This is a genomic window from Streptomyces sp. NPDC000594 (assembly GCF_040299965.1).
GTDB lineage: Bacteria > Actinomycetota > Actinomycetes > Streptomycetales > Streptomycetaceae > Streptomyces.
Genome location: NZ_JBEPCY010000028.1, coordinates 47,547 through 72,615 on the forward strand (window position 1 = coordinate 47,547; position 25,069 = coordinate 72,615).

At 72.3% G+C, this 25,069-nt stretch carries 22 protein-coding genes; 5 read left to right on the forward strand and 17 right to left on the reverse strand.

All coding sequences use genetic code 11. From position 1 onward, the window contains the following. Positions 1-2: 2 nt before the first annotated feature. The 3 genes from ABT354_RS28680 to ABT354_RS28690 all read right to left on the reverse strand — a co-directional run bounded on the left by ABT354_RS28680 (position 3) and on the right by ABT354_RS28690 (position 3,784). Complete coding sequence (locus tag ABT354_RS28680; RefSeq protein ID WP_351498987.1) at positions 3-608, reverse strand: helix-turn-helix domain-containing protein; 606 nt, start codon at positions 606-608, stop codon at positions 3-5. A 175-nt stretch (positions 609-783) separates the two neighbouring features. Then, on the reverse strand, positions 784-2,574 hold the full coding sequence (locus ABT354_RS28685; RefSeq protein ID WP_351498989.1) for an ABC transporter permease/substrate binding protein: 1,791 nt from the start codon (positions 2,572-2,574) through the stop codon (positions 784-786). Further along, complete coding sequence (locus ABT354_RS28690) at positions 2,567-3,784, reverse strand: quaternary amine ABC transporter ATP-binding protein (protein WP_351498991.1); 1,218 nt, start codon at positions 3,782-3,784, stop codon at positions 2,567-2,569. Before ABT354_RS28690 ends, ABT354_RS28685 begins: the two co-directional genes overlap by 8 nt. Before the next feature lie 334 nt (positions 3,785-4,118). On the opposite strand from ABT354_RS28690, the gene ABT354_RS28695 reads away from it, so the two are divergent. After that, a complete protein-coding gene (locus ABT354_RS28695; RefSeq protein ID WP_351499078.1) occupies positions 4,119-5,024 on the forward strand; it encodes a 5'-3' exonuclease in 906 nt (301 codons plus the stop codon). An 87-nt stretch (positions 5,025-5,111) separates the two neighbouring features. Further along, a complete protein-coding gene (locus ABT354_RS28700; RefSeq protein ID WP_351498993.1) occupies positions 5,112-5,960 on the forward strand; it encodes a siderophore-interacting protein in 849 nt (282 codons plus the stop codon). A 222-nt stretch (positions 5,961-6,182) separates the two neighbouring features. On the opposite strand, the gene ABT354_RS28705 is transcribed toward ABT354_RS28700, so the two are convergent. After that, entirely contained in the window at positions 6,183-6,911 is a 729-nt protein-coding gene (locus ABT354_RS28705; RefSeq protein ID WP_351498995.1) for a MerR family transcriptional regulator, read from the reverse strand. Between the two features lie 303 nt (positions 6,912-7,214). Here ABT354_RS28705 and ABT354_RS28710 point away from each other — a divergent pair, with 303 nt between their 5' ends. Both ABT354_RS28710 and ABT354_RS28715 read left to right on the forward strand, forming a co-directional pair. Continuing rightward, a complete protein-coding gene (locus tag ABT354_RS28710; protein WP_351498997.1) occupies positions 7,215-8,165 on the forward strand; it encodes a hypothetical protein in 951 nt (316 codons plus the stop codon). A 710-nt stretch (positions 8,166-8,875) separates the two neighbouring features. Continuing rightward, entirely contained in the window at positions 8,876-10,237 is a 1,362-nt protein-coding gene (locus ABT354_RS28715) for a cryptochrome/photolyase family protein (RefSeq protein ID WP_351499080.1), read from the forward strand. 110 nt (positions 10,238-10,347) lie between these two features. Here ABT354_RS28715 and ABT354_RS28720 read toward each other — a convergent pair whose 3' ends face one another. From ABT354_RS28720 to ABT354_RS28775, 12 genes are all read right to left on the reverse strand, one after another. After that, the gene (locus tag ABT354_RS28720) at positions 10,348-13,176 is read right to left on the reverse strand and encodes a DEAD/DEAH box helicase (RefSeq protein WP_351498999.1); all 2,829 of its coding nucleotides are present in this window, start codon (positions 13,174-13,176) and stop codon (positions 10,348-10,350) included. A 44-nt stretch (positions 13,177-13,220) separates the two neighbouring features. Continuing rightward, on the reverse strand, positions 13,221-14,162 hold the full coding sequence (locus ABT354_RS28725; protein WP_351499001.1) for a diacylglycerol kinase: 942 nt from the start codon (positions 14,160-14,162) through the stop codon (positions 13,221-13,223). A 109-nt stretch (positions 14,163-14,271) separates the two neighbouring features. Continuing rightward, on the reverse strand, positions 14,272-15,234 hold the full coding sequence (gene tatC / locus ABT354_RS28730) for a twin-arginine translocase subunit TatC (protein ID WP_351499003.1): 963 nt from the start codon (positions 15,232-15,234) through the stop codon (positions 14,272-14,274). A gap of 61 nt (positions 15,235-15,295) precedes the next feature. Then, entirely contained in the window at positions 15,296-15,589 is a 294-nt protein-coding gene (gene tatA / locus ABT354_RS28735; RefSeq protein ID WP_351499005.1) for a Sec-independent protein translocase subunit TatA, read from the reverse strand. A gap of 319 nt (positions 15,590-15,908) precedes the next feature. Next, positions 15,909-16,139, reverse strand: a complete 231-nt coding sequence (locus ABT354_RS28740) for a hypothetical protein (RefSeq protein WP_351499007.1) — start codon at positions 16,137-16,139, stop codon at positions 15,909-15,911. Between the two features lie 9 nt (positions 16,140-16,148). After that, positions 16,149-16,430: a hypothetical protein gene (locus tag ABT354_RS28745; RefSeq protein WP_502983520.1), complete on the reverse strand. Its 282-nt coding sequence runs from the start codon at positions 16,428-16,430 to the stop codon at positions 16,149-16,151. Between the two features lie 5 nt (positions 16,431-16,435). After that, a complete protein-coding gene (locus ABT354_RS28750) occupies positions 16,436-17,437 on the reverse strand; it encodes a helix-turn-helix transcriptional regulator (protein ID WP_351499009.1) in 1,002 nt (333 codons plus the stop codon). 14 nt (positions 17,438-17,451) lie between these two features. Continuing rightward, a complete protein-coding gene (locus tag ABT354_RS28755) occupies positions 17,452-18,408 on the reverse strand; it encodes a helix-turn-helix transcriptional regulator (RefSeq protein WP_351499011.1) in 957 nt (318 codons plus the stop codon). A gap of 179 nt (positions 18,409-18,587) precedes the next feature. Next, complete coding sequence (locus ABT354_RS28760) at positions 18,588-18,959, reverse strand: FKBP-type peptidyl-prolyl cis-trans isomerase (RefSeq protein WP_351499013.1); 372 nt, start codon at positions 18,957-18,959, stop codon at positions 18,588-18,590. A gap of 99 nt (positions 18,960-19,058) precedes the next feature. Beyond that, the gene (locus tag ABT354_RS28765; RefSeq protein WP_351499015.1) at positions 19,059-20,018 is read right to left on the reverse strand and encodes an FKBP-type peptidyl-prolyl cis-trans isomerase; all 960 of its coding nucleotides are present in this window, start codon (positions 20,016-20,018) and stop codon (positions 19,059-19,061) included. Between the two features lie 199 nt (positions 20,019-20,217). After that, on the reverse strand, positions 20,218-21,579 hold the full coding sequence (gene pafA, locus ABT354_RS28770) for a Pup--protein ligase (protein WP_351499016.1): 1,362 nt from the start codon (positions 21,577-21,579) through the stop codon (positions 20,218-20,220). A 9-nt stretch (positions 21,580-21,588) separates the two neighbouring features. Beyond that, positions 21,589-22,899: an MFS transporter gene (locus tag ABT354_RS28775; protein ID WP_351499018.1), complete on the reverse strand. Its 1,311-nt coding sequence runs from the start codon at positions 22,897-22,899 to the stop codon at positions 21,589-21,591. Positions 22,900-23,015: 116 nt separating this feature from the next. On the opposite strand from ABT354_RS28775, the gene ABT354_RS28780 reads away from it, so the two are divergent. After that, complete coding sequence (locus ABT354_RS28780; RefSeq protein WP_351499020.1) at positions 23,016-24,086, forward strand: LacI family DNA-binding transcriptional regulator; 1,071 nt, start codon at positions 23,016-23,018, stop codon at positions 24,084-24,086. A 173-nt stretch (positions 24,087-24,259) separates the two neighbouring features. Here ABT354_RS28780 and prcA read toward each other — a convergent pair whose 3' ends face one another. Beyond that, positions 24,260-25,045: a proteasome subunit alpha gene (prcA, locus tag ABT354_RS28785; RefSeq protein ID WP_351499022.1), complete on the reverse strand. Its 786-nt coding sequence runs from the start codon at positions 25,043-25,045 to the stop codon at positions 24,260-24,262. Positions 25,046-25,069: the final 24 nt, after the last annotated feature.

Here is a 25,069-nt window from a genome sequence, read left to right on the forward strand (position 1 = left end):
GGTCAGGCGTCCGGCGTCTCGATGTGGTCGGCGACGGTGACGACGACGACCCGGGTCTCGGGGACGGTGACCCGCCAGCGGTGCAGGACCCCGCCGGAGAGGAAGAGGGTGTCGCCCGGCCCCAGGCGGTAGGCGCGGCCCTCGGCCTCGACCTCCACCGCGCCGTCGGCGACATACATCAGCTCGTCGTTGCGGTGCTGGAACTCTCCGTCGGTGTCGTGCTCACCGGTGAACTCCAGCGCCTCCAGCTGATGCCGGCCGCGCACCAGACGGCGGGTACGGGGGGTGTGGTCGGGCAGGCCCGGGGCGGTCTCCCCCTCGGTGTCGCACGGCGGGAGGGCGCGCACCACGGCGACGGTCCTGGCCGCGTCGGACGCCTCGATGAGCTTGGCCACCGTGGTCTCCAGCGCGTCGGCGACCCGCTCCAGGGAACGCTTGCTGGGTCTCGCCCGCTCGTTCTCCACCTGGCTGAGGAAGGGCACGGACAGACCGCTGCGCTCGGCGACGGCGGCGAGCGTGAGATCCAGCGCCCGCCGGCGCCGGCGCACGGCGGCGCCCACCCGAAGACGCTCGGTCTCCTTGGGCTCCTTGCCGTCCTTGGCTTCCATCCGCCGGGCTCCCCTTCCTGGTCCTGTCCCACCATACGCAGCTTCCGGCAGGGGCCGCGTGCCTACGATTGTCCGGCGGCGGGGCCGGAAGGGGAAGCGGAACGGGGTGGCCCCGCCACCGGCGGGAACCACCCCGTTCCGGAGCGTCATGGCGGACCGGGCGCCCCGGGGGGCGTCACACCGGCGCCATGGCCTCCTCGACCTGCGGATTCTTCGAAAGCCAGGAGCGTACGGCGGTCTGCTCCTCGCCCTTTCCGGTGCGCTGGATCTCGGCTTCCAGACTGGTCAGCTGCTTTTCGGTCAACTTGAAGTCCTTCAGCCAGGCTCCAATCTCCGGGTGATCGGAGGAGAACCCCTTGCGGGCGACGGTGTGGATGGTGTCACCCTTGCCCCAGGCACCCTTGGGGTCCTTGAGCTTCTTCAGATCGAAGCCGCTGTAGGCCCAGTGCGGTGACCAGAGGGTGGTCAGGATCGGCTCCTTCTTCTGGTACGCGCGCTTCAGCTCGGCCAGCATGCCGGGGGTGGAGCCGTCCACGACCGTGTACGTGTCCTCCAGTCCGTACCGGGGCAGGACCTCGTCCTTGAGCAGGCCCATCATTCCGGCGCTGGGCTCGATGCCGATGATCCGGCCGTCGAAGGTCCCGGCGTGCTTCTTGAGGTCGTCCAGGGAGTCGACCCCCCGCACATAGGAGGGCACGGCGAGTTCCAGCGAGGTGGGTCCGTACCAGGAGCCCAGGTTCTCCAGGCGGTCGCCGTACTTCTTCCAGTACTGGTCATGGGTGACCGGCAGCCAGGCGTCGGTCTGGAAGTCGATCTGCCCGCCCGCGAGGCCGGTGTAGAGGGCTCCGGCCTCCAGCTGCTGGGTCTCCACGGTGAAGCCGCGCCGCTCCAGCACCTCCTTCCAGAGGAAGGTGGAGGCGATGCCCTCGTCCCAGGGGATGTAGCCGATGGTGATCTCCTGGCCGCTGCCGACGCCGGAGCCGCGGGTGGCCTTGCCCTTGTCCTCACCGAAGACGCTCATCCCGCCCGCGACCAGGGCGAGGACGACCACGCCCACCACGGCGAAGGACGCCTGGGGGCGGTGCCGCCAGATCCGGGTACCGGCGGCGGCCCGGGCGCGGGCCTGGGCGCGGCGGCCCAGTGGGGACGCCTGGCGGCCCAGCTCGCCGGTGATCCGGTCGAGATACATGGCGAGGATGACGATGGAGACACCGGCCTCGAAGCCGAGGCCGATGTCGACATTGCCGATCGCCCGGTAGACCGCGCCGCCGAGGCCGCCGCCGCCGACCATGCCCGCGATGACGACCATGGACAGACCGAGCATGATGACCTGGTTGACCCCGGCCATGATGGTGGGGACGGCCAGCGGGAGCTGGACCCGCAGCAGGGTGTCGCGCGGGGTGGTGCCGAAGGCCTCGGCCGCCTCCACCAGCTCCGGGTCGACCTGGCGGATGCCCAGCTCGGTCATGCGGACGCCGGGCGGCAGGGCGAAGATGATGGTGGCGATGATGCCGGGGACGACCCCGACGCCGAAGAAGATGATGCCGGGGATCAGATAGACCATCGCCGGCATGGTCTGCATGAAGTCCAGGACCGGGCGGACGACCGCGCTGACCGTCTGCGAACGGGCGGCCCAGATGCCGAGCGGCAGGGCGATGGCGAGGGTCACGACGGTGGCGACCAGCACCAGGGAGAGGGTGGACATCGCCTCGTCCCACAGCTGGACCGAGTCGATCAGCGCCAGACCGGCGAAGGCGAGCACACCGGCCAGCAGTCCGCGCAGCCACCAGGCGACGACGGCGAGGATGCCCGCGAACAGCAGCGGCTCGGGGGCGGAGAGGGCGGCGTCGACACCGTCGTACATACCGGTGACCACGGCGCTGATGGCGTCGAAGAGCCATTCGAGGTGGATCTGGAGGGCGTCGACACCGCGGTCGACCCAGTCACCGAGCGGGATCCTAGGCACGGGTCACCGCCTGGGGCTCGCCGGTGGCCGGAGCGGTGGCCGTGCCGGGAGCTGTTTCGGTGGCCATGTCGGTCGCGGTTTCGGTGGCCATGTCGGTCGCGGTTTCGGCAATCGTGTCAGGAGCGGTGTCGGGAGCGGTGTCCACCGCGGGCATGGGCTCGCCGAGGACTTCGAGGAGCCGGGCCCGGGGCACCACGCCGACCAGGGCGCCGTCCTCCCCCACCACGGCCACGGGCGCGCCGCTGGCGGAGCAGGGGGTGAACAGCTCGACGATGGGGGTGTCGCGCCGGACCACGGCGGGGGCGTCGGCGATCACCGACTCCGGGTCCCGGCCGGCGCATGCCGCCGGGACCGTGGCGGAACCGGGGACGCCGTCCATGATCGCCCCGGCGGTGAGCACCCGGGAGCGGTCCACGTCCTGGGTGAAGGAGGCGACATACTCGGTGGCCGGGCTGGTGAGGATGGACTCGGCGGTGCCCAGCTGGACGATCCTGCCGTCCTTCATCACGGCGATCCGGTCACCGAGCCGCATGGCCTCGTTCAGATCATGGGTGATGAAGACGATGGTCTTCTTCAGGGTCTTCTGGAGCTGGAGCAGCTGGTCCTGCATGTCCCGGCGGATCAGCGGGTCGAGCGCGCTGAAGGACTCGTCCATGAGCAGCAGATCGGCGTCGGTGGCCAGGGCGCGGGCGAGCCCGACCCGCTGCTGCATACCGCCGGACAGCTCGTCCGGCCAGGACTCCTCCCACCCCTTGAGCCCGGCGAGGGCCAGCGCCTCGGCGGCCCGGCGGTCGCGCTCGGGCCGGGGGACGCCCTGGACCTCCAGGCCGTATCCGGCGTTCTCCAGCACGCTGCGATGGGGGAAGAGCGCGAAGTGCTGGAAGACCATGCTGATCCGGGTGGAGCGGACGGTGCGCAGCTCCGCCGGGCTCAGCGAGGTGAGGTCCTGACCGTCGTAGAGGACCCGGCCCCCACTGGGGCCGAGCAGGCCGTTGAGCATCCGCAGCAGGGTGGACTTGCCGGATCCCGAGAGGCCCATGACCACGAAGATCTGGCCCGGCTCGACGGTGAAGGATGCGTCGATCACGGCCGCGGTCGTGCCCTCGTTACGGAGCTCCTCGCGGTCGGCACCCCCTTCCAGCCTGCGGATCGCTTCCTCGGGTCGTCTGCCGAAGACCTTGTAGACGTGCTCGGCCTGGAGCCTGGACACATACACCTCACGGGTTGGAACGAAACGGTCCGCCACCACCCCCGGCGGGCGGGCCGTGGAGCCCGGCGGGACCGGCCCGCGCCACCCCGAAAAGTCGTTGTAACGTGCAACGGGGTCGGCTCCGGGTCCGCGCCTGCCCCCGCACTCCAGGACGAAACGGAAAAGTGATCCACTTCACATCACCCCGGTGGGCGGCGGCCGGCGGGGACCGGCGACGTCCGACGGCGCCCGGCGACGTCCGACGGCGCCCGGCGGTGGCTTCCGGCGCCCGGCGGCGACTGGCGGCGCGACTGTCAGTGGGCTGCGGCATGATCGGGGTGTGACGCGACGCCTGATGCTCCTCGACACCGCCTCCCTGTACTTCCGCGCCTACTTCGGGGTCCCCGATACGATCCGGGCCCCGGACGGCACCCCGGTCAACGCCGTGCGCGGGCTGCTGGAGTTCATCACCCGGCTGGTCCAGGACCACCGCCCGGACGAGCTGGTGGCCTGCTGGGACAACGACTGGCGGCCGCACTGGCGGGTGGAGCTGATCCCCTCGTACAAGGCCCATCGGGTGGCCGAGGAGACGGCGGCGGGGCCGGACACCGAGGAGACGCCGGACACCCTGGCGCCCCAGGTCCCGGTGATCGCCGCGGTGCTGGACGCCCTGGGTATCGCCCGGGTCGGCGCCGACGGCTACGAGGCGGACGATGTGATCGGCACCCTCACCGCACGGGCCACCGGGCCGGTGGACATCGTCACGGGCGACCGCGATCTCTTCCAGCTGGTGGACGACGCCCGGGGGCGCCGGGTGCTCTATCCGATCAAGGGGGTGGGGACGCTCCAGCTGACGGACGAGTCCTGGCTGCGCGAGAGGTACGGCGTGGACGGCCCGGGATACGCGGATCTGGCACTGCTGCGCGGCGACCCCAGCGACGGACTGCCGGGAGTGCCGGGAGTCGGCGAGAAGACGGCGGCGAAGCTGCTGGACAGCTATGGCGATCTGGCCGGGATCATGGCGGCGGTGGACGACCCAGCCTCCCGGCTGACCCCGGCCCAGCGCCGCCGGCTGGACGAGGCGCGGGGGTATCTCGCGGTCGCCCCCAAGGTGGTGCGGGTCGCCTCCGACGCACCGCTGCCGCCCTTCGATCCGGCGCTGCCCGCCACCCCGCGCGACCCCGCGACCCTGGACGCGCTCTCGGCGCGCTGGGGCCTCGGGAGCGCTCTCCAGAGGCTGCTGGTGACCCTGCGCGACTGAGGAAGCGCTTTCCCCGGGCTGAGATCTCCCTCACGGGATGTTAACTTAGGCTTGCCTAAGCACGATGACGAGCCCAGGGAGACCGCCGTGGCAGAACGACCGGCCCGCCAGGAACCGACGTCCTATGAGGCGCGTGTGGTCCACACCGAACGACTCACGCCCCATATGACCCGGGTGGTCTTCGGTGGCGAGGGGCTGGCGCAGTTCGCCGTGGAGGGGTTCACCGACTCCTATGTGAAGCTGCTGTTCCCGCAGGAGGGTGTGAGCTACCCGGAGCCGTTCGACATCGACCGGGTCCGCGCCGAGCTGCCGCGCGACCAGTGGCCCGCCAACCGCACCTACACCGTGCGGAGCTGGGACGCCGTCCGGCACGAGATGACCATCGACTTCGTGGTCCACGGCGACGAGGGGCTCGCCGGGCCGTGGGCCGGGCGCGCGGTGCCCGGTGATGTGCTCCAGGTCCTGGGCCCGGCCGGCGGCTACGCCCCGGACCCGGCGGCGGACTGGCATCTGGTGGCGGGCGACGAGAGCGCGCTGCCCGCCATCGCCTCGGCACTGGAGGCCATGCCGCCCGGCGCCGTCGTCCACGCCTTCGTCGAGATCGAGGGGCCGGAGGACGAGCAGAAGATCATCACCCCGGACGGGGTCGCCGTGCGCTGGCTGCACCGCGCGGGCCGGCCGACCGGCCAGGCACTGGTCGAGGCCGTACGGACGCTGGAGTTCCCCGAGGGCACGGTGTGCGCCTTCGTCCACGGCGAGGCCGGGTGTGTGAAGGAGCTCCGCCGCCATCTGCGGCTGGAGCGCGGAGTGGCCCGCGAGCAGCTGTCGATCTCCGGGTACTGGCGGCTCGGCAAGAACGACGAGGCCTGGCGCGCGGTCAAGCGCGAGTGGAACGAGCAGGTCGAGCGGGAGCAGGAGCAGACCCCGGCGGTCTGATACCCCGCCCCGGAGCAGGGCGGCGCGATCCGCTCTCGGGGGTGAGCTGCCCTCGGGGGTGAGCTGCCCCGGCGGGTGGGCCACCCTCGGGGGTGAGCCGCCCTGGGTGAGCGGTCCGATCCGCCCGCCCCCGCACCGCACCGCACCGCACGGAGAAACGGCCCGGTCGCCCCTGGCGGCCGGGCCGTCGTGCTGCCCGCCGGGGCCCGCCCGGCACCGGGGTCAGCGGGTACGGCCCCCCGCGCCCGCGCCGGACCCCGCACGGGGCAGGGGCTCCACCGCGTGCTTCGGGGACCCGGGGGCCGTGCCGGGCTCCGCCGTCCCGTCGCCGAACAGCTGGGCGGACCGGTCGACATGCGCGAGATGCCGCAGCGGGGCCATCATCGCGCCGCCCACCGCCGTCCCGATGATCGCCCGTTCCACCAGCCCGTCGCGGTCGTCGTCGGCGGTCACATACTCCAGGTCGGCCACGGCCATCCGCTCCGCCGCCGCCGCATAGGTGTCGAGGACTTCGGTGAAGTCGCCGTGCCCCAGCCGCTCCAGGGTCGCCAGCGCCGCGGCCAGTGAATCCTGGGCCGGACAGTGGGGCCCGATCCGCCAGCCGCGCCGCTCGATCAGCTCCTCGACCCGCGCCCGCGCCGCCGCCAGCGCCTCGTCCTGCTCGCCCTCGGGGTACTGCGGCACCAGCAGATCCGTCCCGACCCCCAGCACCTTGTAGACGGAGAGATCCGGGTCGTCGACCGCCGCGAGCACCTCCACCACGGACGCGATCTTCAGCCCGCCCACATCAAGGAGTGCGCGGATCAGCCGGAGCCGGTGCTCGTGCGCCTCGCCGTAGGACGCCTGATTGGGGCTGGTGAGCCGCCCGGGGGGCAACAGCCCCTCCCGGACGTAGTACTTGATCGTCGGGACCGGTACGCCGGTCCTGCGGCTCAACTCGCCGATGCGCAAGGCGCTGTCACCTCTCCGTACTTGCTCTCTCCGTTCCCCATCATAGATAGTGGCCCATAGATAGTGGACATCTCCACTATCTATATTCCGGGGGGAAGTATGCCTGATCGACCGTTCCGCATATCCAGAAAATCCCGCCAGACCTCCCTTCCGGACCCCCACGGGGGTCCCCTGCCGTCCGGGGCACCGCAGCCGCCGCCCACCCCGGCAGCCGGCGCCCCGGACGGCCCCAGGCCCACGCGGACCCCCGATGCCCGCCCCTCCTCCGGCCCCGCCGAGGCCCGCGCGTCGGCGCCGCCCCTGATGCGCTCCCTCGGCGACTGGCCCCACTGGCACCGGCCGCTCCTCGCCGCCGCAGCCCTGGTCGCCGTCCTCACCGTGGTCTGCGCGATCGGTCTGATCGTGGACGACCGGGTCCTCACCGGCGCGCCCATCTGGCTCAAGCCGCTGAAGTTCTCGCTCTCGTTCGTGGTGTACACGCTCTCGCTGGCGTGGATGCTCTCCCTCTCGACCCGTGCCCGGCGGCTGGGCTGGTGGTCGGGGACGGTCGTCGCGGTGGCCGTCGCCGTGGAGATGGCGCTCATCATCACCCAGGTCATCCGGGGCAAGCGCAGCCACTTCAACCAGGAGACGCCCTTCGACGAGGCCGTCTTCAGCGTCATGGGGAACACCGTCGTCGTCCTGTGGGCCGCCTCGCTGGTCATCGCCGTCCTGCTCATGCGCTCCCCGCTCGCCGACCGCGCGGGAGCCTGGGCGCTGCGGCTCGGCACGGTGATCGCCCTGGCCGGTGCCGCGCTCGGCTTCCTCATGACCATGCCGACGGAGGAGCAGCTCGACAAGGCGGGGGACGGCGTTCCGCCGATCTCCGGGGCGCACAATGTGGGCGTGCCCGACGGCGGGCCGTCGATGCCGCTGACCGACTGGTCCACCACCGGCGGCGATCTGCGGATCCCCCACTTCGTGGGCATGCACGCCCTCCAGCTGCTGCCCCTGCTGGTGTTCGCGCTGACCCTGCTCGCCGGGCGGCTCCCCCGGCTGCGCGCGGAGCACACCCTGGTCCGGCTGACCGTCACCGCGTCCCTCGGCTACGCCGCGCTGGTCGCCCTGACCACCTGGCAGGCCCTGCGCGGCCAGCCCCTGCTCAGCCCCGACGCCGCCACCCTCGCCACCCTGGCGGCGATCCTCACCGCGACGGCGGCGGGCGTCTGGCTCTCCCTCCGATCACCCGCCCCCCGCCCGGTCACCGGGCCCTGACCCCACGCCACGGCGTCCGCCCCTCGCGGACGCCCTCGCCCGGCCACCGGATCCTGATCGCACGACGGGGCACCCGCTCCCCTGCCGACGCCCCGCCCCGGCACTCCGTCAACGGCTGGACAGCCGGCGGATCCTGAGCCCGAACGGGTGCCGGCCGACAGCCCGGTCCTCACCCGCACGGCGGGAAGTGCCCTGCCAGGAGCCGCGGCAGCCGGACAGGCCACCGGACCAGGGACACCGCCGCGGCCATGGGCGAGGGTCCGGCCCTCCCTCCGACCCGCCCGGAGCAGCACTCGGCCAACAGCCTTAGGGTCAGCGGGCCCTGACTCCGGACCAGGTATCGGCCGACAGCATCGGCACAGCCGTGGCGCCGGGCCCCGCCGCGAGCACCCGGGCCCGGCGACAGGCCGGGTGCTCGCCCGTACGGCGGGAAGTGCCGTGCGGGGAACCGCCGCGGCCGGACGGGTCACGGACACCGGCGGAGCCACGGGCGAGGGCTCGGCTCCCGCGCCGGGCCGGGGCACGGGTACGGATCGCGCACCCGGTATTCACCCGAAGGGAGGAACGCCGCAGGGGCGGCGCCGGCATCGGCGGCGCCCCGCGCGTGCGACCATCTGCGCACGCCCGCGCGGACGACGAGCCACCCCCTGTCGATGACCTCGACAGCCTCGATGACCGCGACGACCGCCCCGCCCGAGGAAGGACGGCGAATGACCGTCTCCGTCATGCTCTTCACCTCCGATCTCCGGGTGCACGACCATCCCGCGCTGGCCGCCGCCGTACGGGAGGCCGACCAGGTGGTGCCGCTGTTCGTCCTCGACCCCGGGATCGCGCGCGCCGGCTTCGACGCGCCCAACCGCCGCGCCTTTCTCGCCGACTGCCTCGCCTCCCTCGACACCGGGCTCCGCGAACGCGGCGGGCGGCTCGTCGTCCGTACCGGGGACCCTGTCGAGCAGGTGCGCCGGGTCGTCACCGAGACCGGCGCCCGCTCCGTCCATGTCGCGGCGGGCGTCAGCGCCTACGCCCGCCGCCGGGAGGACCGCCTCCGTACCGGACTGGAAGCGGTCCGCTGCGCGCTCCGGGTCCACGACGGCGTGGTCACCGCGCTGCCCCCGGGGGCCGTGACCCCGGCCGGGCGGGACCACTTCGCCGTCTTCACCCCGTACTTCCGCCGCTGGGCGGCGACCGGGACCCGGGCGGTCCTCGCCGCCCCCCGCACGGTGCGGGTCCCGGAGCTGGCGGGCGTTCCGCTCCCCGGCCGCCGGGCGGTCACCGGGGTGTCGCCCGCGCTGCCCCGGGGCGGTGAGCACGACGGCCGCGCCCGCCTCGGCGCCTGGCTCTCCCGGGACGCGGACTCCTACGAGGACCAGCACGACGATCTCTCCGGCGACCGGACCTCCCGGCTCTCGCCCCATCTGCACTTCGGCACCCTCTCCGCCGCCGAACTGGTCCAGCGGGCGGGCCGGCGGGGCGGGGCCGGGGCGGAGGCCTTCATCCGCCAGCTGGCCTGGCGCGACTTCCACCACCAGGTGCTGGCGGCGCGGCCGGACGCGGCCCATGCCGACTACCGTCCGCGCGGGGACCACTGGCGCGACGACACCCAGGAGATCGCCGCCTGGAAGGAGGGCCGCACCGGCTGCCCGATCGTGGACGCCGGGATGCGGCAGCTGCTCCACGAGGGGTGGATGCACAACCGCGCCCGGCTGCTGACCGCCAGCTATCTCACCAAGACCCTGTACGCCGACTGGCGGGTGGGCGCCCGTCACTTCCTGGAGCTGCTGGTCGACGGCGACCTCGCCAACAACCAGCTCAACTGGCAGTGGGTGGCGGGCACCGGGACGGACACCCGGCCCAACCGGGTCCTGAGCCCGCTCGCCCAGGCGAAGAGATTCGACCCCCGGGGCGACTATGTACGCCGCTGGGTCCCGGAGCTGGCCGGGCTGAGCGGCCCGGAGATCCATCGCCCGGAGAGCCTCGCCCCGGAGCGGCGGGCCGCGCTCGACTACCCCGACCCGCTGATCGACCCCGCCGAGGGCCGCGCCCGCTTCGCCCGCGCCCGCGGCCTGGACTGAGCCCCCAGCCCGGGCCGGCCCACCCGTACCGGCCACGCAAACGCCCCGTGCCCGTCCACCGGAGCGGACGGGCACGGAAAAGGACAGCGGGGAAGAGGAAAGAGAGAGGGTCAGCCCACCGAGCTGTACGCCACCACACCCCGCAGCAGCGCGTCCACCGCCCGGCGCGCATTGCGCGCCACCGTGCCGCTCTCCGCCGGAGCCGCCGCCGCGATCTGCCCCAGGACGTCGATCACCTGCTTCGACCAGCGGACGAAGTCACCCGCGGGCATCTCCGCCTCCCGCAGCACCTCGTCCAGGCTCTTGTCCGACGCCCACTGATGGACGGCCCAGGCGAAGCCGAGATCCGGCTCCCGCTGGCCCACCCCCTCCGCCTGGTTGATCTTGAAGTCCTCCTCCAGGGCGTCCAGCCTGCCCCAGATGCGGACCATCTCGCCCAGCGCCGCCTTCGCCGCGCCCCCGGGCACCTTCGGCGGCACCGCGTCATCGGACTGGCGCGCCTCGTACACCAGCGCCGAGGCACACGCCGCCAGCTCCGCCGGGCTCAGCCCCTCCCAGACGCCGTCCCGCAGACACTCGCTCGCCAGCAGATCCAGCTCTCCATAGAGCCGGGCCAGCCGCCTGCCGTGCTCGGTGACCTCGTCGCCCCGGAGGTAGTCCAGCTCGGTGAGGAGCGCCACGATCCGGTCGAAGGTCCGGGCGATCGTATTGGTCCGGCCCTCGATCCGGCGCTCCAGCTGCCGGGTGTCCCGCTGGAGACGGTGGTACCGCTCGGCCCAGCGGGCGTGGTCCTCCCGCTCGTCGCAGCCATGGCACGGATGCGCCCGCAGCTCCGCCCGGAGCCGGCTGATCTCCCGGTCGTCCGCGGCGGCCGCCCGCTCCCTGCGGTGCCGCTCCGGCACGATGTGCCCGGCCTTGGTCCGCAGCGCCGACGCCAGATCCCGCCGTGACTGCGGCGAGCGCGGATTGAACGACTTGGGGATCCGCATCCGCTCCAGCGGCTCCACCGGCACCGGGAAGTCGATCGAGGCCAGTCGCTTGACCTGGCGCTCCGCCGTCAGTACCAGCGGCCGGGGCCCGTCGTGCTGCTCCAGCCCCCGATGGCGGTTGGTCCGGCCCGCCGGGACGCCCGGATCCAGCACCAGCGCCAGACCGGCGAACTTGCCCGTCGGCACATGGATCACATCGCCCGGCTTCAGCCGCTCCAGGGAGACCGCCGCGGCGGCCCGGCGCTGGGCCGCGCCCTGCTTGGCCAGATCGCTCTCCCGGTCCTTGAGGTCGCGGCGGAGCCGCGCGTACTCCTCGAAGTCACCGAGGTGGCAGGTCATCCCCTCGCGGTAGCCCTCCAGACCGGTCTCGTTCTTCTGCACCTGACGGGAGATGCCGACCACCGAGCGGTCCGCCTGGAACTGGGCGAACGAGGTCTCCAGCAGCTCGCGCGAGCGGTGCCGCCCGAACTGCTGCACAAGATTGACGGCCATGTTGTACGAGGGCCTGAAGCTGGAGCGCAGCGGATAGGTACGGGTGCCCGCGAGGCCCGCCAGCGCGGCCGGGTCCATGGCCCGCTGCCACAGCACCACGGCATGGCCCTCGACATCGATACCGCGCCGGCCGGCCCGGCCGGTGAGCTGGGTGTACTCACCGGGGGTGATGTCCGCGTGCTGCTCGCCGTTCCACTTGACGAGCTTCTCCAGGACCACCGAGCGGGCGGGCATATTGATGCCGAGCGCCAGGGTCTCGGTGGCGAAGACGGCCTTCACCAGCCCCTTGACGAACAGCTCCTCCACGACCTCCTTGAAGGTGGGGAGCATGCCCGCGTGGTGGGCGGCGATGCCCCGCTCCAGACCCTCCAGCCATTCGTAGTAGCCGAGGACATGCAGATCCTCGGTGGGAATGGCGGCGGTCCGCTCCTCGACCAGCTCCCGGACCCGGGCCCGGGCGGTGTCGTCGTTGAGCCGGAGCCCGGCGTGGAGACACTGCTGGACGGCGGCCTCGCACCCGGCGCGGCTGAAGATGAAGGTGATCGCGGGCAGCAGCCCCTCGGCGTCCAGCCGCTCGATCACCTCGGGGCGGCCGGGGGTCCAGATCCGGTTGCGGCTGCGGCGCTCCCGCTCCCGGTCCGCCTCGCGGACCATCTTGCCCCGGCGGCGGTCACGGGGGTTGTAACCGCCCTGGTTCTCCATGCGGGCGAGCCGGACGAGGTCGGGATTGACCTCACGGCGTCCGGTGCCGCGCCCGCCGTGGTCGGTCTCCTCCTCGAAGAGGTCGTACATCCGGCGCCCGGCCATCACATGCTGCCAGAGCGGAACGGGCCGGTCCTCGGAGACGATCACCTCGGTGTCGCCGCGCACGGTGTCGAGCCAGTCGCCGAACTCCTCGGCGTTGGACACGGTCGCGGAGAGCGACACCAGGGTCACCGACTCGGGGAGGTGAATGATCACTTCCTCCCAGACGGCGCCCCGGAAGCGGTCGGAGAGGTAGTGGACCTCGTCCATGACCACATAGCCGAGCCCCAGCAGTGACTGGGAGCCCGAGTACAGCATGTTCCGCAGGACCTCGGTGGTCATGACCACCACGGGCGCATCGGAATTGACGCTGTTGTCGCCGGTGAGCAGGCCGACCTTGTCCGCGCCGTACCGCTTGGCGAGATCGGTGTACTTCTGGTTGGAGAGCGCCTTGATCGGCGTGGTGTAGAAGCATTTGCGGCCCTGGAGCAGAGCCAGGTGGACGGCGAACTCGCCGACGATGGTCTTGCCGGAGCCGGTGGGCGCGGCGACGAGCACGCCCTTGCCCGCCTCCAGGGCCCGGCACGCCTCGATCTGGAACGGATCGAGATCGAATTCGTACATGTCGCGGAAGGGGGCCAGCGCGGTGGCCTCCTCGGCTGCGCGTCTGCGAGCTGCGGCGTAGCGCTCGGCTGGGGAGAGATCCTCGGTCATCTTGTTGTCGAGCCTACCCAAGAGGTACGACAGTCAGCGCGGGGTTAATGGTCCGCTTCGTACGGACCCCCGCCGGGAGCCTCCGGTACGGGCCGCACCGCGCCGAGCACCCGTACCGCCCCGGGCACACAGCGCACGGTCAGCGGCAGCCGTCCCAGCGGCTCCCCGTCGGCGTAGGCGGTGGTCCCCGGCGCCTCCAGAGTGAGGGAGCGGACCCGTTCCACGGTGACGGCGGGGTGGCCGAGGTGGGTGCCCCGGTAGACCCGGGGGAAGACCCGCAGCAGGGTCCGGCGGGAGACGGCGCCGACCACGACGACATCGAGCAGCCCGTCGTCCGTCCGCGCCCCGGCGCACATCCGCATGCCGCCCCCGTACATCGGCCCGTTGCCGACGGCGACCAGGGTGGCCTCGATCTCGCGCACGGGACCGCCGTCCAGGGAGATCCGGTACGGGACGGGGCGCAGCGCCGCGAGTTCGGCGAGCATCGCGAGGTCGTAGCGGAGGCGGCCGACGGGGAGCCGTATCCGGTTGCCCCGGTCGCTGACCCGGGAGTCGAAGCCGGAGGCGAGGATGGTGCCGAACCAGCGGTCACCGGCCCGCCCCAGGTCGATGGCGGGGGCGGGGGACGCCTTCAGCGCGGCGGCGGCGAGCCGTCCGGCGCGGGCGGGGTCGCCCACCGGGAGTCCGAGGGTGCGGGCGAAGTCGTTGCCGGTGCCGACGGCGATCACCCCGAGCGGGGTGGTGCCTCCGGCGACCGCCTGGAGGGCCAGCGAGACCAGGCCGTCGCCGCCGACGGCCACCAGGGCGCCGGTGCCGGCGTCCACCGCCCGGCGGGCCCGGCGCAGCGCGTCGGGGGCGTCCTCGCCGACGACGGCGTGGACGGTGAATCCGGCCGCCCGCAGCTCCCGCGCGGCGGGCGCGGCGGCGTGCGCGCCCCGGCCGCGCCCGGCGGCCGGATTGACGAAGAGGGTGATCTCGCTGGTCATCCGCGTGACGTTACTCCACCGCAGGGTGGCCGATCAGCCTTTTGGATCTTCGTATCGGGAGCCGGCCGGAGGTCGACCGACGGCCGACCGGCGGCCGGCCGGGTCGGGCTCAGGTGATGTCGTCGTAGCCGCTCTGCCGGTGGGCCCGGGAGCCGTCGGTCTCCCCGGTGGACTGTCCGGGCAGGCTGCGGCGGGCGGAGACCGGCTCGATCTCGCCGATCTCCTCGGGGGTGAGGTCCAGCTCGGCGGCCTCGTCGTCACCGGGTCCGGCCGCGGCGATCCGTTCCCGGCGCCGGTCGTTGAGGAGGGAGAAGCCGGTGGCGATGAAGTAGAGCACCACGATCGGCGCCGCGAGCAGCATCATCGTGATCGGCTCGGTGCTGGGGGTGGCGACCGCGGAGAAGACGGTGATGCCCATGATCATGCCGCGCCACCAGCCGAGCATCCGCCGCCCGGTGATCACTCCGCCGAGGTTGAGCATGACCAGCAGCAGCGGCAGCTCGAAGGCGAGACCGAAGACGACCACCATGCGGGTCACCAGGTCGAGCAGCTCGTCCAGGGGCAGCAGGTTGTCCACGTCCATGGGGGTGAACTCGATGAGCACCTCGGCCGTGGTGGGCAGCACCTTGTACGCGAACCAGCCGCCGCAGAGGAAGAGCGGGAATCCGGCGGCGACGAACCACAGGGCGTACTTCTTCTCGGCCCGGTGGAGTCCGGGCGCGAGGAACGCCCACACCTGGTACAGCCAGACCGGCGACGCGAGGACCACGCCCGCCATCAGCGACACCTTCAGGGCCAGCGTGAACGGCGTCAGCAGACCATTGATGGTGATCTCGGCGCAGCTTCCCTCGTCCTTCTTCGCCAGCTCCGAGAAGGACTCGGAGCAGCCCACCGAGTCCAGCACGGGCCGGGTGAAGAGGTTGATGATGTCGTTGTAGAAGAAGGCGGCGACGACGGTGACGACGACGATCGCCAGCAGACCCTTGGCGAGGCGGTTGCGCAGCTCACGCAGATGCTCGACCAGGGGCATCCGCCCCTCGGGGTCCTTCTCCTTGCGGGCAGACTTGAGCAACCCACGTCCTCATCTCATGCGGCAGGCCCCTGCCGGTGACAGGGCCTGTGGGCGGCCCTGTCTAGCGCTGGGTGGTGTCCGTCGGCTCGGTGACCGGACGGGCGTTGCTCACATCGCCCGGCGCGGCCTTGATGGTGCGCGGCGCGGGCTGCTGGCTGTCCTGACCGGGGGTCGGGGGGTCCGCGGGAGCGGTCTGCTGGCCCTCGGACTTCATGGCCTTGGCCTCGCTCTTGAGGATGCGGGCCGACTTGCCCAGCGAACGGGCCATGTCCGGAAGCTTCTTCGCACCGAACAGAAGGATGATGACGACGAGGATCAAAATGATCTCAGGAGCGCCGATCCGTCCACCGAACATAAGTGTGTACCTTCTCACCGAGGCGGCTGGTGTGTGGCTGGCGGCCGGACAGGCGCCCGGCCATCGTGCTGTCAGCGATCGTAACCCGGGGGAGTAAACACAGGGCAATGCCCATGCATCCTCCACCTTGCGGCCAAGGCGCCCGCCACCTGGGCAGACGTTGAAAATCGGCGGGAGGTTCCGTCCTGTGGATCTGCCATGTTTTTTTCGGCCACGGGCTTACCGGCCTTCGACGGACACCGACCGCGCGGATCCGGTCAGCCAGGGATCAGGTCGGCGTGGCTCCGGTCGGCGGGCAGCCCGTCGGCCATGACGCCGGTCAGCCGTGCTGCTCGTCCCGCAGCGACCCGGCGCCCGGCGCGCTCCGGGCGTCACGCGCCAGACCGGCCGCCGACCGCTCCAGCTCCTCGGCGGCGCGGTTGATGCGCTCGGCGGTCCGGGCGACCTCCCGGCCCAGCCGGCGGGCCTCCACGAAGACCCGGATCCCCAGGACCCCGAGGACGGCGATCCCGAGGAATCCCAGGGCGACGGCGAGCATGGACCAGAACATACGAGGAGCCTAGACCGTCCCGGAGCCGGGGGTGAGCCGCAGGGTCCGCACCCCGCCGCCGGTCAGCAGCTCCACGATCCGCTCCCCCGCCGGCTTGCGCACCGGGACGCCGCACTCGGGGCAGGTGAAGGAGTAGAAGGTGGTACGGCGGCTGGCGCCGATCGCCAGCCGCAGCGCCTCGGCGGACAGCTCGCAGTGGGCCCGGCAGTCCGGGCACGCCGCCTTGAACAGCACCGGCCCCACCGAGGCGGCCAGCTCCGCTATCCCCGAGATCCTCGATATCGGCGACACCGCGTTCACGCCCCCTGGGAGGAGGAGCCGCGGGGACCGTCCGCCGCGGGAAGAACCTGCTCGTCGTAGGCCGCCAGCGCCTCCTGGGCGGCCCGGCGGGCACTCACGGCCAGCTCGGCCGGGGCGACGATCCGCCCGTCCCCGCCCAGCCGCAGCGCCAGCCGGCGCAGCGACGCCGGGGACGAGGTGCGCAGGGTGATCCGCAGGCCGCCGTCCGGCAGCTCCTCGGCGCGGTCGTGCGGGTAGTACTCGGCGACCCAGCGGCCGGCCGGGCCCACCTCGACCATCACCTCGGGGTCGTCCGCCGACGGCTGCACCAGCCCGGCCGACAGATCCCGCAGCTCGATCTCGGGCGGTGCGGACGCCTCGTCCAGCAGCCGGATCTCGGCCACCCGGTCCAGCCGGAAGGTACGGCGCGCCTCAGAGAGACGGCACCACGCCTCCATATAGGTGTGGCCCACCGCGAAGAGCCGGATCGGGTCGACCTCCCGCTCGGTCAGCTCGTCCCGGGCCGGGGAGTAGTAGCGCACCCACAGCCGCCGGCGCTCCGAGATCGCCCGGTCCACCTCGGCGAAGACGCCGCCCTCCGACTCAAAGGTCACCGACAGCCGGGCCGAGGCGCCCGCCGCCTCCCCGGCGGCGGCCTCCAGCTTGGCGGTCGCCCGCAGCAGGGCGTCCCGGTCCCCCTCGCGGAGGCCGGGCAGGGTCGCCACCGCGCGCGCGGCGACCAGCAGCGCCGTCGCCTCGTCGGCGGCGAGCCGCAGCGGCTCGGCCACATCGTCCGGGTTGTGCCACCAGATCCGGTCGCCGTCGGTGTCGATGTCCAGCAGATCGCCGCCGCGGAAACTGGTCCCGCACATCGGCAGCACATCGAGGTCCGAGATCAGCTCGTCCTCGGAGATCCCGAAGGCGCGGGCGACATCGCCCACCCGGGCACCGGGGCGCTCCCGCAGATAGGTCACCAGCGACAGCATCCGCCGGGTCTGGTCAATGGCGTTGGCGGCCATGGTCGTCCTTCCCCTCAGCCCTCGGCCACGGCGCGCAGCCGGTCCCGTACCTCGGCCCGCAGATCCGCGGGCTCCACCACGACCACATCCGGGCCGAACTCCACCAGCCAGGCGTCCAGGCCATGGCCGTAGGGGATCTCCAGCTCCTCCCAGCCGTCGCCCAGCTCCCGTACCGAGGCCGCGCGGGCGCGCAGCGGATAGCCCGCGCCGGCCCGGAGCCGGATCCGCGCGGTCCGGGTGGCCGTCTCCCCGGCCCAGCTCTCCACCGTCTCGCGGACCGTGGACACATCGGGCACCGGCGCGGTGAACGCCCCCGCGCGGGAGCGCACCCGCCCGGTGATCCGGGAGAGCCGGAAGACGCGTTCGGCGCCGCGGACGCGGTCCCAGCCGGCCAGATACCAGTGGCCCCGCCAGCACTCCAGGGTCCAGGGCTCCACCTGGCGCTCCTCGGGGCGGGCGGCGGTGGACTTGCGGTAGTCGAACACGACCGGCCGGCGGTCCCGGCAGGCCAGCATCAGGGGTTCGAAGGCGGCCTCATGGACGGGGATACGGGGCTCCAGGGCGCTGGGCCGGTCGTCGAAGGCGTCCTCCGCCTCCGGCATACCGGCAGCGCGCAGCTTCTGGAGGGCGCCGCTCGCGGCCCCCGCGAGTCTCGCCTGCTGCCAGACCCGGGCCGCCAGACCGAGGGCGGCGGCCTCCTCGGCGTCCAGGGTGATCGGGGGCAGCCGGTTGCTGTCCCGGCGGGCCAGATAGCCCACCTCGCCGTCGAGGTTCTCCACGGTCTCGATCACCAGACCCAGCTCGCGGAGATCGTCCTTGTCCCGCTCGAACATCCGGTTGAAGGCATCGTCGGACGCGGCCTCCAGATAGGCCTCGATGGATCCGCGCAGCTCACGCTTGCTCAGTGGCCGCCTCGTTCCCAGCAGGCACAGCGCCAGATTCATCAGCCGCTCGGCCTTGGCAATGGCCATCGACGCCCCGCACCTCTTCTGATCTTCTGATCGAGCCTTCCGCCCCGGACGACCGTACCGCCCACGGCTCCCCGGACAAAAGCCGAGGCCCGTGCTCCGGTGGAACACGGGCCTCCCGGTGGCACCGGCCGGCCCCGGCGAGGAGACCGGACGGGCACGTCGGTACGGTACGGGCGCGGTCAGACGCCGAGCAGGTCGACCACGAAGATCAGGGTCTCGCCCGGCTTGATCGCGCCGCCCGCGCCGCGGTCGCCGTAGCCCAGGTGCGGCGGGATGGTCAGCTGACGACGGCCGCCGACCTTCATGCCCACGACACCCTGGTCCCAGCCCGCGATGACGCGGCCCGCGCCCAGCGGGAAGCGGAACGCCTCACCGCGGTTCCACGAGGCGTCGAACTCCTCACCGCTGGAGAAGGCGACACCGACGTAGTGGACCTGGACGAGCTGGCCCGCACGGGCCTCCTCGCCGTCGCCCTCCCAGATGTCCTTGATCTCCAGCTCGGCGGGCGGCTGGCCCTCGGGGAAGTCGATCAGGGGCTTCTCGATGCTCACTGCAGCGCTCCTCAGAAAATGCGTACGGGCAACCGGGACAGTCTGCCACCTCCGGGGGTCGCACACCGCCCCGGCACGGACCGGCCGGACGGGCCCGGATCAGCCCTTCGCCAGCAGATCCACCACGAAGACCAGGGTGGAGTCCTTCGGGATGCCGTTCTGCCCCTTCTCACCGAAGGCCTTGTCCGGCGGGATCACCAGCAGCACCCGGCTGCCTTCCTTCTTGCCGATCAGACCCTCCTTCAGACCCTTGAGGGTGACCTGCTCCAGCGGCCAGGTCGGGGTCATCTGGGTCTGGTAGGTGCTGTCGAACTGCTTCCCGTCCTTCCACAGGTACGCCTGGTAGCGCACCATCACACTGTCCTTGGCGGTCAGCTCCGGGCCCGAGCCCTCCAGCACATACTTCGACACCAGCTCCTTCGGCGGAGCCTCCGACTTCGGGATCGTCACGGAGGGCGCCTTGCCGTCGGTGTTGGTCCCCACCTTCGGCAGCGCGCTGTCGCTCTGCGGGACCTCGGTGCCCTTGGCCGAGAGCGGGATGGTCTTGCTCTCGACGATGTCCATCACGAACACCAGCGTCGAGTTCGCCTTGATCCCCGGCTGTGCCTGGTCGCCGTAGCCGAGGGCCGGCGGGATCGACACTTCGAGACGGCTGCCGACCTTCTGTCCGTCCAGCGCCTTCTGCCAGCCCGGGATCACACCCTGGCCGCCGATGGACACATCGAACGGCTGCTTCCGGTCAAAGCTGTTGTCGAAGGGCTTGGTGCCGTCCCAGACCTGGCCGAGGTAGTGGACCTTCGCCTGGTCCCCCTTCTTCAGGACCGGGCCCTTGCCCGCCGAGATCACCTCGATCTTCAGCTCCTTGGGCGGGGCGCCCTCGCCCTTGGCCAGCGTCGGCTTCTCGCCGAACTTGGCCCCCTTGGTGATCGCGGGCAGCCCGCCGGACGCGGCGCTGTTCGTGGACGGGTTGGAGTCGGAGCCCTTGTCCTCGTCGGTACCGCACGCGGCCGTCGTCAGCAGCAGCGCGGGAACGAGAAGAAGGCCGGCGATTCGGCGCACGTATTCCTCAGATCTCAGATGTCGGATGGGATCCCCGACACTCTAGGACGTGAGCCGGGCACCGCACGAGAAACGCACGGGGCCCCGGCGACGTTCCCACCTGAGGGGAGGGTACGGACGGACGGGATGCGGACACCCGCACGAGCCCCGGGTCCCCGCACCGCCCCGCCGCGTCACCCGCCCGCGGCCCGCCCGCCGCTCACATGCCGGCGATCAGCTTCTCCACCCGGTCGTCCACCGAGCGGAACGGGTCCTTGCAGAGCACCGTCCGCTGCGCCTGGTCGTTCAGCTTCAGATGCACCCAGTCGACCGTGAAGTCACGCCGCTGCTCCTGCGCCCGGCGGATGAAGTCGCCCCGCAGCCGCGCCCGGGTGGTCTGCGGCGGTACCGACTTCCCCTCGAAGATCTTCAGATCGTTGCAGATCCGGGCCGCCTGCCCCTTCCGCTCCAGCAGGTAGTAGAGCCCGCGGCGCCGGTGGATGTCGTGGTACGCGAGATCTATCTGCGCCACCCGGGGGTGCGACATCGTCATATTGTGCTTCGCCCGGTAGCGCTCGATCAGCTGGTACTTGATGACCCAGTCGATCTCCGTACCGATCCTGGCCAGATCCTGCGCCTCGATCGCGTCCAGCGTGCGGCCCCACAGCTCCAGCACCTGTTCCACGGTGCCGGTCCGGATGCCCCGCCGCTCCGCGAAGTCCACCGCCTTCTCGTAGTACTCCCGCTGGACCTCCAGCGCGGACGCCTCCCGGCCGCTCGCCAGCCGGACCTTGCGCTGGCCCGTGATGTCATGGCTGACCTCGCGGATCGCCCGGATCGGGTTCTCCAGCGTCAGATCCCGCATCACCGTGCCCGCCTCGATCATGCGGAGCACCAGATCGGTCGCCCCGACCTTCAGCAGCATGGTCGTCTCGGACATATTGGAGTCGCCCACGATGACATGGAGCCGCCGATAGCGCTCCGCGTCCGCGTGCGGCTCGTCCCGGGTGTTGATGATCGGCCGCGACCGGGTCGTGGCCGAGCTGACGCCCTCCCAGATGTGCTCCGCGCGCTGGCTGACGCAGTAGACCGCGCCCCGTGGCGTCTGGAGCACCTTCCCCGCCCCGCACAGCAGCTGCCGGGTCACCAGGAAGGGGATCAGGATGTCCGCCAGCCGGGAGAACTCCCCGTGCCGTGCCACCAGATAGTTCTCATGGCAGCCGTAGGAGTTCCCCGCCGAATCGGTGTTGTTCTTGAAGAGATAGACGTCTCCCGCGATCCCCTCCTCGTGCAGCCTCCGCTCGGCGTCGACCAGCAGACCCTCAAGAATCCGCTCACCGGCCTTGTCGTGCGTGACCAGCTCCGTCACGTTGTCGCATTCCGGTGTGGCGTATTCCGGATGCGATCCCACATCGAGGTACAGACGGGCACCGTTCCTCAGAAACACATTGCTGCTGCGGCCCCATGACACGACTCGGCGGAAGAGGTAGCGCGCCACCTCATCAGGGGACAGCCGACGCTGACCCCTGAATGTGCACGTGACGCCGTACTCGTTCTCCAGCCCGAAAATGCGGCGGTCCATGTCTGAACATTACGCCTCGGAACCGCAGCTGAAACCGGGTTCGGCGGCCCCATTACGATCATTTTCCGCTGACCGGCCCGAACCGTGCTCCGCCGAACCCGCCACTTCCCGGCCATGACCGGGCGCGGCGAGGACCCGCCGGGTCGCCGTCAGCACCAGCAGCGCCGCGACCCCGCCCGCGCCCGCCACCGCGAAACCCCAGGAGGTCGGGGCCCCCTCCACCACCGGGCCCGCGACCGCCGTACCGGCGGCGGTGCCCACCCCGAACGTCGTCACCAGCCAGGAGAAGGCCTCCGTCACCGTCCCCTCCGGGGCGTGCCGGTCCACCACCACGAACCCGCAGGCGAGGGCGGGAGCGAGAAACAGCCCGGAGACCACCGACAGCGCCAGCATCGGCACCACCCCCGGGGTCAGCGCCAGCGGCAGATATCCGGCCGCCAGCAGCGCCATCAGCACCCGCAGCCGCCGCTCCGGGGCACCGGCCCACGGGCGCGCCCCGTACACCACACCACCCACCAGGGCGCCGAAGCTCAGGGCCGCCAGCAGCCAGCCGTACACCTCCTCGCGGCCGGTGTCGTCCGCGTACGCGACGCCCGCCACCGTGATCGACCCCAGGGCGAGCCCCACGAAGAAGAACGACCCCAGCAGCGCCAGCAGCCCGCCGGAGCGCAGGGCCCCCAGCCAGTGCGCCTCCCGGGGCGCCGACCGCCAGGCCAGCGACGGCGCCGAGGTCACCACCGCCAGCGCGCCCGCCAACCCGATGGCGTTGATCACCAGCAGCGCCGCCCCCGCCGACCACCAGGAGACAAAGAGCGTGATCATGAGCGGGCCCACGGTGAACATCACCTCCTGGGCCACCGCGTCCAGGGCGTACGCCCGGTGCACCCGGTCCCGGTGGACCAGCACCGCGGGCCAGAGCGCCCGCAGCCCGCCCTCCAGCGGCGGGGTGAAGAGCCCGGCCACCGCCACCGCCGCATAGGCGAGCGGCAGCGAGCCCACGCCCGCCACCGCCAGCACCGCCATGGCCAGCGCCGACACCACGGCGGCGGGCAGCTGGACCCTCAGCTGCCCCCGCAGGTCCACCGCCCGGCCCAGCAGCGGCTGGCCCACCGCCGTGGCGATGCCATAGGCCGCCGCGAGCCCGCCGGCCAGGCCGTAGCCGCCGCCCTCGGCCCGGGTGAACAGCACCAGGGCCACCGGACCCGTCGCATGCGGCAGCCGGCCCACCAGGGTGCCGGTGAGCAGCCGCAGGGCATACGGCGTCCGCAGGACGTCGGCGTATCCGGCGCTCCCGGCGCCCCCGGTGACCCCCGCACCCATGTGCCACCCCATTCCTCCCCGGCCCCGGCCGAGGTGTTACGTATAACTTGGCGAGGTCATACGTACCATGAACGGAGGCCGCGGGTCCACGGGGCCACGGCACGGAGAGAGCGCATATGACCGACGGGGCCACCGCCCGGCCGCGGCAGGACCACGGCGAAGGGTCCCCCGGGGCCGCCCGCCCCACCAGCCGGGATGTCGCCCGCGCGGCCGGGGTCTCGCAGGCGACCGTCTCCCTCGTCCTCGGGGAGAAATGGCGCGGCCGGGTCTCCGAGCGCACCGCGGAGACCGTCCGCGAGGCCGCCCGGGCCCTCGGCTACCGGCCCAACCTCGCCGCCCGCAATCTGCGCCTGGGCCGCACCCGGACCGCCCTGCTGGTCATCCCCGCGCTCACCAACGAGTTCTTCGCCCGGGTCTACACCGGCGCCGCCCGGGTCGCCGACCGCCATGGCTTCGGTGTCGTCGTCTACCCCTCCCCCGACGGCACCGGGCCCGCCAAGGACCCCTTCCCCTCGGCCCGCGCCGCCCTCGACGGGGTGATCGCCTCCTCCATGGCCACCTCCGCCCTGACCGCCCTGCACGGCAGCGGCCTCCCCCTGGTCATGCTCGACAGCGATCCCGCGGAGCCGGGCGCCGCCGCCCATGTGAATCTGGACATCACCGACGGCATCCGCCAGGTCGCCGGCCATCTCCTCGGCCTGGGCCACCGGGACTTCCTCCACCTCGCCTCCGAGGTGGACTCCTGGACCTTCCGGCTGCGCCACCGGGCCCTCGGCGAGGCGCTCGGCGCCGCCCCCGGTACCTCGCTGCGGACCGTCCGGGCGGCCTTCGACGTGACCGCCGCGCGGGAGGCCGCGGAGGCCGCGCTCACCGGCCCCGGGCCCCGGCCCACCGCCGTCGTCTGCGACGGCGACATCCTGGCGGCGGGGGCCTGCAAGGCCGCGCGCCGTCTCGGGCTGCGGGTCCCCGGGGACCTCTCCGTCAGCGGCTTCGACGACCTCGCCCTGGCCACCGCCGTCGAGCCGGAGCTGACCACGGTCCGGCTCCCCGCCGAGGAGGTCGGCGAACGGGGGATGCGGGCCCTGCTCGATGTGCTGGACCACCGGGCGCCCGCCCGGGGCGACCTGCCCGTGGAACTCGTCCTCCGGGGCTCCACCGGCCCCGCCCCCGCCGGCACGACCGGCTGACCGGCGCCTCCCAGCCCGCCGGGCCGACCCGCGCCCGGCCCCGGTTCCAGCCCCGGCCCACGCCCTCGCCCCGGCCCCGGCCCCGGCCCCGGCCCCGGAACACAGTGGTGCCCCGGATCCGCTCGCGACCACGAGCGGATCCGGGGCACCACCGGGAAGCACGGCCGAACGGGCTACTCCCCGCTCGCCCCGCTCTCCTCGCTCTTCTCGGTCCCGTCCGCACCCGGCTCGTCCTCCGGGGACGACTCGGCCGCACCGGCGTCGCCCTCCAGCAGCCGGGTGAGCTGACCGCCCACGATGCGCTTGAACTTCCGCTTCTGCGGACGGGTACGGTCCAGTACCGCGACCTCCAGGCGGTCGGCGGGGATCTCCCGGTCCGCGCCATTGGCCTGGTTGGACAGGGCCTGCACCGCCAGCTTGAGCGCCTCCGCCAGCGTCATCCCGTCCCGGTGCCGCTGGTCCAGGAAGGCGCTGATCTGCTCCGCGCTCCCCCCGACGGCGACCGAGCCGTGCTCGTCGACGATGGATCCGTCATGGGGCAGCCGGTAGATCTGGTCACCCTCCGGAGTGGCGCCGACCTCGGCCACCACCAGCTCCACCTCGTACGGCTTCTCCGCCGCACTGGAGAAGATGGTGCCCAGCGTCTGTGCGTACACATTCGCCAGACCGCGGGCGGTCACATCGTCGCGGTCGTAGGTGTACCCGCGCAGATCGGCGTAGCGCACCCCGCCGATCCGCAGATTCTCGTACTCGTTGTACTTGCCCGCCGCGGCGAAACCGATCCGGTCGTAGATCTCGCTGAACTTGTGCAGCGCGCGGGACGGGTTCTCACCGACGAAGACGATGCCATCGGCGTATTGCAGCACCACCAGGCTGCGACCACGGGCGATGCCCTTCCGAGCGTATTCCGCCCGGTCCTGCATGGCCTGTGCGGGCGAAACGTAGAACGGCGTCGTCACCGGCTATCCGTCCCTTTCTGTCAA